General features: G+C 68.2%; 12 protein-coding genes. 5 read left to right on the top strand and 7 right to left on the bottom strand.

What is annotated here, in order from left to right:
* The first annotated feature begins 114 nt into the window (after nt 1-114).
* Both ACSQ9E_RS17780 and ACSQ9E_RS17775 read left to right on the top strand, forming a co-directional pair.
* Nucleotides 115-786 carry a hypothetical protein gene (locus tag ACSQ9E_RS17780; RefSeq protein ID WP_057204774.1) on the top strand — a complete coding sequence of 224 codons (672 nt, stop codon included), beginning with the start codon at nt 115-117 and terminating at the stop codon, nt 784-786.
* A 22-nt stretch (nt 787-808) separates the two neighbouring features.
* Nucleotides 809-1,567 (top strand): CPBP family intramembrane glutamic endopeptidase, encoded by a 759-nt coding sequence (locus ACSQ9E_RS17775; protein WP_436218683.1) that lies wholly within the window; start codon nt 809-811, stop codon nt 1,565-1,567.
* 63 nt (nt 1,568-1,630) lie between these two features.
* Here the strand turns inward: ACSQ9E_RS17775 and ACSQ9E_RS17770 are convergent, their stop codons facing one another.
* Nucleotides 1,631-2,614, bottom strand: coding sequence for a tripartite tricarboxylate transporter substrate-binding protein (locus ACSQ9E_RS17770; RefSeq protein ID WP_179679494.1), 984 nt, complete (start codon nt 2,612-2,614; stop codon nt 1,631-1,633).
* Nucleotides 2,615-2,739: 125 nt separating this feature from the next.
* Complete coding sequence (locus ACSQ9E_RS17765; RefSeq protein ID WP_179679495.1) at nt 2,740-3,189, bottom strand: winged helix-turn-helix transcriptional regulator; 450 nt, start codon at nt 3,187-3,189, stop codon at nt 2,740-2,742.
* Between the two features lie 168 nt (nt 3,190-3,357).
* Between ACSQ9E_RS17765 and ACSQ9E_RS17760 the strand changes: the two genes are divergently transcribed.
* On the top strand, nt 3,358-4,536 hold the full coding sequence (locus ACSQ9E_RS17760; RefSeq protein WP_436218682.1) for an MFS transporter: 1,179 nt from the start codon (nt 3,358-3,360) through the stop codon (nt 4,534-4,536).
* A gap of 1 nt (nt 4,537) precedes the next feature.
* Here the strand turns inward: ACSQ9E_RS17760 and ACSQ9E_RS17755 are convergent, their stop codons facing one another.
* Both ACSQ9E_RS17755 and ACSQ9E_RS17750 read right to left on the bottom strand, forming a co-directional pair.
* On the bottom strand, nt 4,538-4,942 hold the full coding sequence (locus ACSQ9E_RS17755) for a VOC family protein (protein WP_436218681.1): 405 nt from the start codon (nt 4,940-4,942) through the stop codon (nt 4,538-4,540).
* Nucleotides 4,943-4,967: 25 nt separating this feature from the next.
* Nucleotides 4,968-5,711 (bottom strand): SDR family NAD(P)-dependent oxidoreductase, encoded by a 744-nt coding sequence (locus tag ACSQ9E_RS17750; RefSeq protein ID WP_436218680.1) that lies wholly within the window; start codon nt 5,709-5,711, stop codon nt 4,968-4,970.
* 143 nt (nt 5,712-5,854) lie between these two features.
* Between ACSQ9E_RS17750 and ACSQ9E_RS17745 the strand changes: the two genes are divergently transcribed.
* Nucleotides 5,855-6,757: an AraC family transcriptional regulator N-terminal domain-containing protein gene (locus ACSQ9E_RS17745; RefSeq protein WP_436218679.1), complete on the top strand. Its 903-nt coding sequence runs from the start codon at nt 5,855-5,857 to the stop codon at nt 6,755-6,757.
* 579 nt (nt 6,758-7,336) lie between these two features.
* Nucleotides 7,337-9,706, top strand: coding sequence for a putative bifunctional diguanylate cyclase/phosphodiesterase (locus ACSQ9E_RS17740; RefSeq protein ID WP_436218678.1), 2,370 nt, complete (start codon nt 7,337-7,339; stop codon nt 9,704-9,706).
* A gap of 82 nt (nt 9,707-9,788) precedes the next feature.
* Here ACSQ9E_RS17740 and ACSQ9E_RS17735 read toward each other — a convergent pair whose 3' ends face one another.
* The 3 genes from ACSQ9E_RS17735 to ACSQ9E_RS17725 are packed head-to-tail and all read right to left on the bottom strand — an operon-like array spanning nt 9,789 to nt 12,188.
* A complete protein-coding gene (locus ACSQ9E_RS17735) occupies nt 9,789-10,295 on the bottom strand; it encodes a RidA family protein (RefSeq protein ID WP_436218677.1) in 507 nt (168 codons plus the stop codon).
* Entirely contained in the window at nt 10,292-11,206 is a 915-nt protein-coding gene (locus ACSQ9E_RS17730; protein ID WP_436177515.1) for a PhzF family phenazine biosynthesis protein, read from the bottom strand. The genes ACSQ9E_RS17735 and ACSQ9E_RS17730 overlap by 4 nt, the downstream gene beginning before the upstream one ends.
* On the bottom strand, nt 11,199-12,188 hold the full coding sequence (locus ACSQ9E_RS17725) for a Bug family tripartite tricarboxylate transporter substrate binding protein (RefSeq protein ID WP_436218676.1): 990 nt from the start codon (nt 12,186-12,188) through the stop codon (nt 11,199-11,201). Before ACSQ9E_RS17725 ends, ACSQ9E_RS17730 begins: the two co-directional genes overlap by 8 nt.
* Between the last annotated feature and the right edge of the window lie 82 nt (nt 12,189-12,270).

The following is a 12,270-nucleotide window of genomic DNA, read 5'->3' as shown; positions in this document are numbered from 1 at the left end:
CTGGTGTGCTGCGGATCTTAGGCAGGGTTCGCGCTGGATCGCTGGACAAACTGTCCAGTCGGATGCCCCCATGTGTTGATCCACGGCGCGCGTGGCGCGCTTTCGGAGGAGTTTATGGATCTGATGAAGTTGATGCGCAGCCTGGAGGAGTTTGTCTTCGAGGCGATCGCGCTGCTGTTCTTCTACCCCCGAACGCTGCTGCGGATTGTCTTCAAGCCCCTGCAGGCCATGGAGTACGCCGAGCAGGAAGAGGCCTCGGACAAGCCCCTGGCCTACGATGACGCGGTGAGCCCGCCCTTGCTGCTGTTGATCACACTGCTGCTTACCAACGGGGTGGCGATGGCTTTGCACGTTGCACAGGCGTCGGACGCTCCGCCTCTGGCCAAGGAACTCCTGGACTCGCCGCAGAACCTGCTTCTTTTTCGCAGCCTGCTTTTCAGCCTTGTCCCGCTGACGGCCGCGGTGCTGCTGTTGCGAAGGCGAAGGCAGGCAGCATCCCGCACGACGTTGCGGCCGCCCTTCTTCGCACAGTGTTACCTGACATCGCCGTTCGCGCTGGTCGTTTCGCTGGGCCTCATCGCGACGCAAATGCCTGGGCGGGGCTTTGGCATGGCGGGAGGGGTTGCGTGCGCGATGGCATTCGTATGGATGGTAGGCATTCAGGCCGCGTGGTTCAGGGCCAAGTTGGGCGTTGGGCGCCTGGCTGCGCTGGGAATGGGTCTTGGGCTGTTGGTGTGGGCATGCGCCTGGGTGCTCGTCGCTGCAGTGTTGGTTGCGATTTTTTGACCGCCTGGCTGCAGGAGAGAGCATGCGCATTCAACCCCGTTGGTGGATCGGTCTGGGCGTATACCTGACCTACATGGGCTGGGTATTTGCTGCATGGACTTACCTGGACATCGACTACGCCGCGCTGGGTTCGCAGGCGAACCTGCTGCGGGGCGTCATCGTGCCACTGGGCATTGCGGCCATCGTGCTGTGCGCCTTCAATGGGCTGGCAGGGTGGTGGCCTCAGGCGACCCGCGAATCTCCGCTGCGCCAGCCCCTGTACCTGGCCGCAGTGCTGGTGCCCATGCTCGGGTTCATCGGCATGAACCTGTACAGCACGGCCTGGGCGGCAATCGGCATGGAACACGTGCTGGTGCTGGCCGCCGCCATGCTGCTGGTGGGGTTCTGCGAAGAAATGGTCCACCGCGGCATTCTGCTGGTGGGCCTGCGCCACTCGCTGCGGTCCGAGGCGTGGGTGTGGTTCTGGTCGAGCGCGCTGTTTGGCCTGCTGCACGCCACCAACGCCTTCTTCGGCCTGGGCGCGGCGGCCCTGGTGCAGGTCGTTCTGGCCTTTTGCGCGGGCACGGGGCTGTACCTCGTGCGCCGGCTCACGGGCAACCTGTGGGTGGCGATGGCTTTGCACGCCCTGTGGGATTTTTCGAGCATTGCCCAGGGTCTGGGGAAGGGCCCCCAGAGCCTTGGCGCGCTCGTCTTTCTGGGTGGCACCTATGTGGCTTCGATCGCCGTGGTGGTGCTTGTGCTTCGCCGTGGAGCGGGAGCTGAAGCCAGCGTGAAACCCTGATTCGGGATACCGGCAGGGGCCACCCTCAGGAAGCAGCAATGCCAGCCCTGGGCGGGGATGGCGCTACTGCGGCACCAGCCCCGCAGCCTTCACCAGCTCCGCATGGACCTTGATCTCCTGCGTGATCGCGTCCTTGAGCTGCTGGCTGGTGCCGGGTGCCACTTCCATCCCGCTGGCGGCCAGCTTGGCCTTGATGTCGGCATCGGCCAGCGCGGCGTGCGCGGCGCGCTGCAGCCGGTCGATGATGGGCTGGGGCGTCTTGGCGGGGGCGAGCAGGCCGACCCAGGCCGAGAGGTTCATCTCGGGCGCGCCAGCTTCCGCCATGGTGGGGGTCTGCGGCAGGGTGGCCGTGCGCTGCGCAGCCATCAGGCCGAGGGCATGCAGCTTGCCGGACTGGATGTGCGGCAGGGCCTCGGGCAGCACGGCGAACAGCATGTCGACAGTGCCGGCCAGGGCGTCGTTGATGGCTGGGGCGCCGCCCTTGTAGGGCACGTGCAGCAGCTCGGTCTTGGTGCGGGTGGTGAACATCAGCCCCGCCAGGTGCTGCGGGCTGCCGTCGCCTGAGGAGGCGTAGGTCAGCTTGCCCGGCGCGGCCTTGGCGGCGGCCAGCACGGCGGCCACGGTGGGGAATTTCTGCTTGTCCTTGACCACCAGCACCATGGGCTGGTTGACGAAGCGTGTGATCGGCACGAAGTCGGCCTCGGGGTCGTAGGGCAGGGTCTTGAAGATGCTCTTGTTGGTGGTGAGGAACGAGGCGGGCGAGACCATCAGCGTGTAGCCATCGGGCGCGGCGCGCGATACCAGCGGCGTGCCGATCTGCCCCGACGCACCGGCCTTGTTGTCGACCACGAAGGGCTGGCCGAGCTCGGCCGCCATCTTCTGCGTGACCACGCGGGCAATCATGTCGGCGCTGCCGCCGGCGGGCAGGGCCACGATGACCTTGATGGGGCGGTCGGGGTAGACGGCGCCTTGGGCGAAGGCGGTGGTGGCGGCGGCTGGCGCGAGCAGGGCGCAGGCGAGGGTGGACATCAGGCTTCGGCGTTGCATGGGGACTCCTTCGGACGGTACATGGACTGGGCCGGCATCGGTGGTATGCCGCAAACAGGCCAGCCATGCAAGTCCTGTACCAGTGCCTGCCCGCGGGCCCATCCGCTGCGGCAGGCGTGCCCCGTTCATTGCGGCACTTTTCGCACCTCGGTGGCCTGCGGCGCCACGGCGCTGCCTTCCTTGCTGCGGGGCGCCATGTACGGTAGCGGCTTGCCCGTGCGCTTGTCGATCAGCACCGAATGGTGCTCGCCGCTTTGGAACAGATGCTGTTCGCCCCACTGCCGCAGCGCCACCACCACCGGAAACAGGCTTTCGCCCCGGGCCGTCAGCACGTACTCCTGGTAGGCCGAGCCGTCGGATGCCGGCTGCGTTGCCAGGATGCCGGCCTCCACCAGTTTGCGCAGCCGGTCGGACAGGATGTTGCGGGCCACGCCCATGCTGCGCTGGAAATCGCTGAAGCGGCGCATGCCGTCAAAGGCGTCGCGCACGATGAGCAGCGACCAGCGGTCCCCAACGCTATCGACGGCGCGCGCTACGGGGCAGGGTTCACCGTGGGTGGGGTTGCGGCGCGGCATGGGATCTCCTGGGTGGTCATGGCTGCTGGTTGCATTTTAAAACTAGATGACCTAGCATTCAATCAGTTTTGTTTTGAAACCAGATTGGGCTTGCTACGAACCATGAAGGCATCTTCCATTTCAACCCCACTGCCTTGCTGCCCCCAAGTACCCAGTCGGCCGGCAGGCATGCCGCGCAGCCTGGTGCTGCTGTTCGCCATGGCTGCCGGCCTGAGCGTGGCGAACGTGTACTACGCCCAGCCCTTGCTGGATGCGCTGGCGCGGGATTTCGGCATTGGCCATGCGGCGGTCGGCGGCGTCATCGCAGCCACCCAGGTCGGCTGCGCGCTGGCCTTGCTGCTGCTGGTGCCGCTGGGTGACTTGGTGGAGCGCCAGCGCCTGATGGCCGTGCAGTTGCTGGCACTGGTGGCGGCGCTCGCTCTGGTGGCCGTGGCGCCTTCGGCCCCTGTGCTGCTGGCTGGCATGCTGGGCGTCGGGCTGCTGGGCACGGCGATGACGCAGGGGCTGATTGCCTACGCCGCCAGCGCCGCCGCGCCGCATGAGCAGGGCGGGGTCGTCGGGGCGGCGCAGGGCGGGGTGTTCATCGGCCTGCTGCTGGCCCGAGTGTTTGCGGGCGGTGTAAGCGATCTGGCCGGCTGGCGTGGCGTGTACTACTGCGCCGCCGGGTTGATGCTGGTGATGGCACCCGTGCTGTGGCGGCGCCTGCCGCACCTGCCTGCAACGCCGAATGCGATGGGCTACCTGCGCCTGGTCGGCTCCATGCTGGCGCTGCTGCGGCAGGAGCAGGTGCTGCAGGTACGCGGCATGCTGGCGCTGCTGATGTTCGCAGCGTTCAACATCTTCTGGAGTGCACTGGTGTTGCCGTTGAGCGCGCCGCCCTATGGCTTTTCGCACACCGCCATCGGGGCCTTCGGCCTGGCAGGCGCGGTGGGGGCGCTGGCTGCTGCACGTGCCGGGCGGTGGGCAGACCTGGGCTACGCGCAGCGCACCAGTGCGGCGGCCCTGGTGGTGCTGCTGCTGTCGTGGTGGCCGCTGTCGCTGATGGAGCAGTCCCTGTGGGCACTGGTGATCGGCATCGTGTTGCTGGACCTGGGTGGCCAGGCCCTGCACGTCACCAACCAGGGCCTGATCTTTCGCACCCGGCCCGAAGCGCAGAGCCGGCTGGTGGGCCTGTACATGCTGTTCTACGCGGTCGGCAGCGGGCTGGGCGCGATCAGCACCACTGCGACCTATGCCGCTGCCGGCTGGCAGGGCGTGTGCCTGCTGGGCGCGGCGGTCAGCCTGCTGGCGCTGCTGTTCTGGTGGGCGACGCGCAGGGCTGTGCACACCGCCAGGTCAGCGCACTAGTTCATGCTGGCACGTGCTGCCAGCTCTTGTAGACGAACTCCAGGCTGTAGCCATCGGGGTCCAGCACATTGGCGGCGTAGTAGCGCGGGTCGTAGTGCAGGCGCACGCCGGGGGCTCCGTGGTCGGTGGCGCCAGCGGCCATGGCGGCGGCGTAGGCGGCATCCACTTCGGCGGTGCTGCTGGCGACAAAGCCCACGTGCGTGGCGCGCCCGTCGGCCGGGCCGGCCTTGAGCCACAGGAACATGCGGCCGTTGGCGCCAAAGCCTTTCAGGTCCGGGTGGCCTGGCGGGCCGTCCTTGCCGTCGAAGTCGTGCCGCGTGGTGATGCCCAGCGGCTTGAGGGCCGCGGTGTAGAAGGCGATGGAGCGATCGATGTCGCTCATCGTGAGGAATACGTGGTCCAGCATGGGGCTTGTTCCTTGTTGCGCTGGGTCACACCATATACCCGCCAGCCACTTCGATGCTCTGGCCATTGACCCAGCCGCCGTCCTCACCCAGCAGGCTGGCGATCACACGCGCCACGTCTTCGGGCTCGCCCACGCGGCCCAGGGCGGTCTGGCCTGCGAGTAGGGCCTCAAAGTCGGGCGGCAGGCCGCCACCCAGTTCGGTGCGGATCGCGCCGGGCGACACCGCATTGGCGCGGATGCGCCGCTCGCCGAACTCCTTGGCCATGTAGCGCGTGAGCACCTCCAGCCCGCCCTTGAAGGCTGCGTACGGTGCCACACCGGGCGTGGCGACGCGCGTGGTGGCGCTGGTCAGGTTGACGATGCCGGCGCCCGTTTGCAGCAGCGGCAGCAGGGCCTGGGTGAGGAAGAACGGGCCCTTGAGGTGCACGTTCATCAACCCGTCGAACTGCGCCGGGGTCACGCTCTCCAGCGGGTTGAACAGGCCGTAGCCGGCGTTGTTGACCAGGCCCGCCAGGGTGCGCTGGCCCCAAGTAGCGTGCAGGCTGGTTTGCACCGCGCTGCGGAAGTCGTCGAAGCTGTCGGCGTCGCCCACGTCCAGCGGCAGGGCCACGGCCTTGCCGCCCGCCTGGGCAATGCGCTGCACCACGGTCTGCGCGGCTTCGGGGTTGCGGTGGTAGGTGAGTATCACGCCCATGCCGCGCCGTGCGCATTCGATGGCGGTGCTGGCGCCGATGCCGCGGCTGCCGCCGGTGATGAGGATGGTGTTCATTTTTCAGGTCCTTGAGGGGTTGTGAATCGATAGGTAGAGCGTAGGCAATGCCTCCTTTTTCGGCGTGCCTGCTCCTGCCGAATTTCTGCCCAATCCTGCTTTCCACTTGTGCCGAGCCCGGCTTTGCGGTCTGATCGGAGTCCATGCAACCAAGCCCGCTCGAAGAACTGAGGCACCTGGCCTCGCGCGCCGAGAACCGGCGCACGGACACCGGAATCCCCCGCGTGGCGATGGTGCAGGGCGCCATCCCGGAGCACCAGCTGGCCGCGGTGTACGACCCCATGGTCAACCTGATCTTGCAGGGCAGCAAGACCATGACCATCGGCGGGCACACCCTGGCCTATGACCCGGCCACGTACTTCGTGATGTCCATCGACTTGCCTGCCGTGGGCCAGGTGCGTGCGGCGGCCGATGGCGCGCCCTACCTGGCGGTCAGCCTGACGCTGGAGCCGGCGGTAGTGGCTGCGCTGCTGGCAGACCTGCCCAGAGGTGGCGCCGATGCGCCCGGCCCCGGTGCTTGGGAGCCGGGCTTTTCGGTGGCGGCCACCACGCCCGAGCTGATGGACGCCTGGGTGCGCATGCTGCGCCTGATGGACAAGCCCGCCGACATCGCGGCCCTGGCCCCGGGGTGCGAGCGCGAGATTCTCTACCGCGTGCTGCAGGGCCCGCACGGCGGCATGCTGCGCGCCATCGCCACGCCGGACTCGGCCATGGCGCGCGTGGGTCAGGCCATTGCCCACATACGGCGCGAGTTCGCGCAGCCGCTGCGCGTGGAGTTGCTGGCCCAGGTGGCGGCGATGAGCGTGTCGGCGTTTCACCGCCACTTCAAGGCGGTGACGGATCAGAGCCCCGTGCAGTACCAGAAGCGCCTGCGCCTGCTGCAGGCGCGCATGCTGCTGGTGGCCCAGGGCGCCAGCGTGGCCGGCGCCGCGTTTGCCGTGGGCTACGAGAGCGCTACCCAGTTCAGCCGCGAGTACGCGCGCCAGTTCGGCGCGCCACCTGCGCGCGACGCGCAAAGGCTGGTCGCACAGGCGCGCCGGGCCTGACCGTCAGGCAGCCGGGTCGACCACCGCGTCCACTTCCAACGCCACCCACACCCCATCGGGCAGGCTGGCCACGCCGAGCGCACTGCGCGCGGGCAGCGCAAGGTGCGGGAAGGCCATGGCCAGCACATCCGCCACTGCAGGCCATGCGCAGCGCGGCCAGGATGTTCAGCATGGCCATGTGGCCGCATGGCGCGCGGGCTGAAGGTGGTCATCCGGTTTCGCAGATGCGTTCAGGGGCTGGCCGTCGATGCGGCTGGTCTGGCGCTCACCGCCACCCAGCAAAGGCCCTCACCTCGTGCACATGACTGGGCGCATCGCTGTCGCGCGAAGACGATGGGATTCGCCTCCTGCCCACCGGCGCCCAGCGCATGGGGTTACAGGCCAGTGGGAGGCGACGGCTTCGCAGGGCGACTTCATTGCCCGCGAAGGCCGGCGCCAGCGATGCAAGAGCAGCCGCGGGCTTCCGTGGTCCGTCTCCTTGACCTGCATCAAGTCCGGACGGGTAAATCCCTCGCCGCGTAACAAAACGCTTATCAATCCAGGCATTGCCCCCCAGAATGGAGCGCATGGAGGGGCTCCATGATCAACAGGTTGCTGAACCGGATTTCACCGTTCCGTAGTGTGCGGGCCCGCTTTTCTGCGGTGATGGGAGTTTCGGGCATCGTGCTGGGCCTGGCGCTGACGATGTTCATGGAGTGGCATCTGGAGGCGGGCCTGCGCGGATCTGCCCGCGATAACCTGGATGCCGTGGCCGACGAGATCGCCCACGAGCTCAACGAGGACATCAACAACCGCCAGCGCGAGGTGGAGCTGATGGCGGACATGATCGCCGGCCGCAACGCCATCGATCTGCAGTCGATCCGCAAGTCCATGGACGAACTTCAGGGCCGGGAGTCGACCTACGCCTGGATCGGATTGGCCGATGCGCGGGGGCAGGTGATTGCTGCATCCGGTGGGCAGCTGCAAGGCGTGGATGTGTCATTGCGGCCCTGGTTTGCGGCCGGGTTGCGCGGCGGCTTCGTTGGCGATCCGCACGATGCCGTGCTCTTGGCTCGGTACCTCGCGCCGCGGCCGGACGGCGAGCCGCTGCGCTTTCTCGATGTGGCGGCACCGCTGCTGGACAAGCGGGGCATCGCCCAGGGCGTGCTTGCCGGTCACCTGCACTGGGACTGGGTGCGCCAAGTGGTCTCGGACACCGTCGCCAAGCGCCGCAAGAAGAACACGGTCGAAGTGCTGATCGCCAACCGCAAGGGGGAATGGCTCCTGAGCTTCAATCGCCACACAAAGCTGCCAGGCGCCTCCCTGCAGGCGGTGCAGTCCGACGCAGCCTACCTGGTGGCGACGCAGAAGGTGGTCGCTGCCGTACCTGCCGATGGGCTGGGCTGGACGGTGGTGGTGCGCGAAAGCATCGACAGTGCCCATGCGCCCATCCACCACATGCGAAAGCTCATGCTGGCAGCCACCACTGTGCTGGCCGCGCTTTTTGCGCTGCTGTCCTGGCTGGTGGCGGGGCGCGTGGTGCGGCCCATCGTGGAACTGGCCGACGCGGCCAGAAGCCACGCGCGCGATGCGGCCCAAAGCCCTGAGCAGCCGCGCAAGAGGGCTGTGGACGAGACGCTGGTGCTGGGCGCGGCCATGGACCAACTGGCCCATCATGACCGGCTCACGGGCCTGTTCAACCGCAGCGAGCTGTTGGCCCAATTGCAGCAGGCCATTGAGCAAGCACGCGCACGCCGTTCCTTCGGCGCATTGCTGCTGGCCAACCTTGACAATTTCACCGTACTCAACAACACCCGTGGGCACGAAGCGGGTGACCAGTTGCTTGTTGCCGTGGCAGCCCGCCTGCGGCAGCTGGAGGATGAGGGCGCCGTTCTGGCGCGCATCGGAGGGGACGAGTTCCTGGTACTTCTGCAGGACCTGGGCCGCAGTCCGGGTCTAGCACAGGAGCGCGCCGCCGCCATGGCGGCCACCGTGCTGGAGCTGTTGGCCACGCCATTCGCGCTGGAGGACGGTGCCTGCACGGGGCACTCCTCCATCGGAGTGGCCGTGGTTGGCGACGATGCCACCACCGCGAATGAGGTGCTGCAGGGTGCCGAGCTGGCCATGCTGGAGGCCAAGAAACGCGGCAAGGGCCAGGTGGCGATGTTTGACCAGAGCATGCGCGATGCCCTGCACGAGCGGGTGCAGTTTGAGCAGGATCTCAAGAATGCAATCCCGGGCCAGCTCGTTGCCTTCTACCAGCCGCAGGTTCACCTGTCCTCGAATCTGCAGGGCGCCGAGCTGCTGGTGCGTTGGAAGCATCCGGTGCATGGCATGGTTTCACCGGCCCGCTTCATACCACTGGCTGAGGAGACGGGCCTCATCCTGCCCTTGGGCCGATGGGTGCTGGAGACGGCCTGCCGCACGTTGTGCGAATGGGCTGCGCACCCTGTGCGCAGCCACCTCGTGCTGGCCGTGAATGTGAGCGCCCGCGAGTTCAGCGACCCCGGTTACCTGCAGGGAGTGCGCAGCGTGCTGAATGCCACCGGGGCCAATCCGCAGCGCCTGAAGCTGGAGCTGACCGAGAGCGTGCTGGCCAAGGATGTGGACGAAATGGTGGACAAGATGCAGGCGCTCAAAGCCCTGGGCATCAGCTTCTCTCTGGACGACTTTGGCACCGGATTTTCGTCGCTGGGCTACCTCAAGCGCATGCCGCTGGACCAGCTCAAGATCGACCAGTCTTTCGTGTGCGAGCTCGCCACGAATGCCAACGATGCCTCCATCGTGCGTGCCGTCGTTGCGCTGGGCCAGGGGCTAGGCCTGCAGGTGATCGCCGAAGGCGTGGAAACACTGGAGCAGCGCAACCTGCTGGCGCGCTACGGCTGCACCTGTTACCAGGGCTACCTGTATGGTCGACCCGCCCCGATCCAGGAGTTCGAGGCCACCATCGAGCGTGCCTGGGAGCGTTGATCGAAGGCACCCCCCTTGCTGAGCAGCCGGCTTGACGCCTGTGCTGCAGCAGATCGACAGTGCATTGGACGGGAAGGCCCTTTCAGCCTTGTGGCGGTGGTGTAAACAGTGCATCGATCTCCAACTCCACCCACACCCCGTCGGGCAGGCTGGCCGCGCCCAGTGCGCTGCGCGCAGGCAGCGCATGCTGCGGGAAGGCGATGGCCAGCACGTCCGATGCGGCGTCGAGCACCCGAGGGTGTGCGCCAAAGCCGGGTGCCGAGCGCACGAAGCCGCGCAGGCGCACCACGTGCTGCACGCGGGCCAGCTCGCCGCCGCAGGCGGTGCGCAATGCGGCCAGGGCGTTGAGCATCGCCACGGTGGCTGCATGGCGCGCGGGCTGCAGGTCGGCATCCGATTCGCAAATGCCGGCCAGGGCCTGGCCGGCGATGCGGCTGGTCTGGCCGCTCACCGCCACCCAGCACTGGCCCGCCACCTCGTGCACATGGCAGGGCGCGTAGCTGCCGCGCGGCTGGGGGGCGGGTGGCAGCACCAGGCCGGCGGCGGCCAGGCGTTCTTCGGGCGTGGTGTGCATGGTGTCGTCGTTCATGCCGCGCCCTCCATCACCTCGCCGCTGAGCCAGCAGCCGGCGACCGCACCCTGCGCATCAAACCGCGGCCGCACCGCGATGGCCGAGGGGCTGCCCATGGCGTCGCCCTGGCGCACGGTGCACACCACGGGCGATGCCGCGCTGCCCACGGCAATGGTGCCGGTGGCTGCCAGGTGCCCCCAGAGCGCTGCCGCCGCAATGCCGGTGGCTGCATCTTCCGGGTAGCCGGATTTGCGCGGGAACTGGCGGGCGAACACGGTGGGTTCTGCCGCCACCTGCTCGCCGGTGGCCAGTGCATAGGGGTACAGGCCGGTGGAGGCGATAGCGTCGCAGGTGGATTCCATGGCAGCGAAGTCCGGCACGAGGCCGTTCAGCGTGGCCGCATCGGGCAGGGGCACCAGGGTCTTCACGCGGCTGGTGGCGGCGTTGGTGGTGGGGAGGGGGGCAGGCAGGCGCAGGGTGCGCGCCACGAGCGCAGCCGCATCGGGCTCCAGCAGCTCCTGGCGCACGGCGGGCTGCGAGATCCACACGCGCTGGCGTGCCGCGTCCCACTCCACGTCCACCAGGCCGCTCAGGGTCTGCACGCAGGCCGTGGGCGTGGTCCACACGCCCCAGCGGCGCAGCGCCCACAGGCTGCCCACGGTGGCGTGGCCGCACATCTCCATCTCATGGTGCGGCACGAAAAATCGCAGGCGCCAATCGGCACCGGGTACATCGGCCGGCAGCACGAAGGCCGACTCGTGCCCGTGGGTGCGCGCGATGTCCTGCATCTGCGCGGCATCCATGCCGCGCGCATCGGCCACCAGCGGCACGGGGTTGCCGCCGCCCGGGCCGTTGACGAACACGCGGATCAGGACGACCTGGCCGGGTGCCGGCAGCGAGGCGGGAAAGGGGAGGGTGTGCTCAATCAACGCGCGCTCCTACGGCTTTGGCGATGCGGCCCCAGTAGGCCGTGTCGCGCACCACGGCCGCCTGCAGCGCATCGGGCGTGCCCGGTGCGGCGTTCACGCCCAGCGCGGCCAGCTCGGCGGCCACGGCGCGGTCGGACAACACGCTGTTGAGTGCCTGGTTGAAGCGCTCCACCACGGCCTTGGGTGTCTGCGCGGGGAAGACGATGCCGTACCACAGCGACTGGTCGAACCCGGCCATGCCCTGCTGCTGGAAGGTGGGCACGCCAGCCAGCAGCGCATTGGGCGCCGTGGTGGCCACGGCGTGGATGCGGCCCGCGCGGATGTAGGGCACCAGCCCGGCCGGGTTGTCGAACATCAGCTGCACCTGGCCCGAGATCAGGTCGGTGTAGGCCGGTGCCGCGCCGCGATAGGGGATGTGCACCAGCGTCACCTTGGCGACGCCCTTGAACTGCTCGCCCAGCAGGTGCGACACCGTGCCCGCGCCCACCGACGCGAAGCTGAAGCCCTCGGGTTTGGCCTTGAGCGCGGCCAGCAGGGCCTTGGTGTCGGGCTTGCCCAGGGCGCCCGTGGTGGCCAGCACGTAGGGCGATGTACCGATGAAGCCGGCATACGCGAAATCCTTGGCCGGGTCGAACGGCAGCTTGGGGTACACGCTCACGCTGACCGCGTGGGTGCTGGTGGTGGCCACGCCCGCGGTGTAGCCGTCGGGCGTGGCGCGGGCCACCAGCGCGGAGCCCAGGGTGCCGCCGGCGCCTGCGCGGTTGTCGATGACCAGGGGCTGGCCCAGCTCCTTTTGCAGCCGGGGCTGCAGCGCGCGCACCACCAGGTCGGTGCCGCCGCCGGCCGGGAAGGGCACGACCAGGGTGATGGGCTTGGTGGGCCATGCAGTCGTCTGCGCGAGCAAGGGTGCGCAGATGCCGGCAAGGGCCAGGGCCAGCAGGGCGCGTCTGCGGGGATGGGAAACGGGGGGCAAGGCGGGCATGGGGAACTCCATCACGAAGGAGATCCCATGCTAGGAACAGCGCCCCGATCTGGAAAACCAGGATGCGACAGGCCGTGATCCC

The sequence above is a fragment of the Acidovorax sp. LjRoot118 genome, assembly GCF_964253575.1.
Lineage (GTDB): Bacteria > Pseudomonadota > Gammaproteobacteria > Burkholderiales > Burkholderiaceae_C > Acidovorax.
Note: the sequence above shows the minus strand (reverse complement) of the source record. Positions and strands in the feature narration are given on the sequence as shown.

What these genes read in the sequence shown, in the direction of transcription:
- ACSQ9E_RS17725 (WP_436218676.1), bottom strand. Translation starts at nt 12,188, where the DNA reads ATGCCCGCCTTGCCCCCCGTTTCCCATCCCCGCAGACGCGCCCTGCTG.
- ACSQ9E_RS17780 (WP_057204774.1), top strand. Translation starts at nt 115, where the DNA reads ATGGATCTGATGAAGTTGATGCGCAGCCTGGAGGAGTTTGTCTTCGAG.
- ACSQ9E_RS17775 (WP_436218683.1), top strand. Translation starts at nt 809, where the DNA reads ATGCGCATTCAACCCCGTTGGTGGATCGGTCTGGGCGTATACCTGACC.
- ACSQ9E_RS17760 (WP_436218682.1), top strand. Translation starts at nt 3,358, where the DNA reads ATGCCGCGCAGCCTGGTGCTGCTGTTCGCCATGGCTGCCGGCCTGAGC.
- ACSQ9E_RS17740 (WP_436218678.1), top strand. Translation starts at nt 7,337, where the DNA reads ATGATCAACAGGTTGCTGAACCGGATTTCACCGTTCCGTAGTGTGCGG.
- ACSQ9E_RS17755 (WP_436218681.1), bottom strand. Translation starts at nt 4,942, where the DNA reads ATGCTGGACCACGTATTCCTCACGATGAGCGACATCGATCGCTCCATC.
- ACSQ9E_RS17745 (WP_436218679.1), top strand. Translation starts at nt 5,855, where the DNA reads ATGCAACCAAGCCCGCTCGAAGAACTGAGGCACCTGGCCTCGCGCGCC.
- ACSQ9E_RS17765 (WP_179679495.1), bottom strand. Translation starts at nt 3,189, where the DNA reads ATGCCGCGCCGCAACCCCACCCACGGTGAACCCTGCCCCGTAGCGCGC.
- ACSQ9E_RS17770 (WP_179679494.1), bottom strand. Translation starts at nt 2,614, where the DNA reads ATGCAACGCCGAAGCCTGATGTCCACCCTCGCCTGCGCCCTGCTCGCG.
- ACSQ9E_RS17735 (WP_436218677.1), bottom strand. Translation starts at nt 10,295, where the DNA reads ATGAACGACGACACCATGCACACCACGCCCGAAGAACGCCTGGCCGCC.
- ACSQ9E_RS17750 (WP_436218680.1), bottom strand. Translation starts at nt 5,711, where the DNA reads ATGAACACCATCCTCATCACCGGCGGCAGCCGCGGCATCGGCGCCAGC.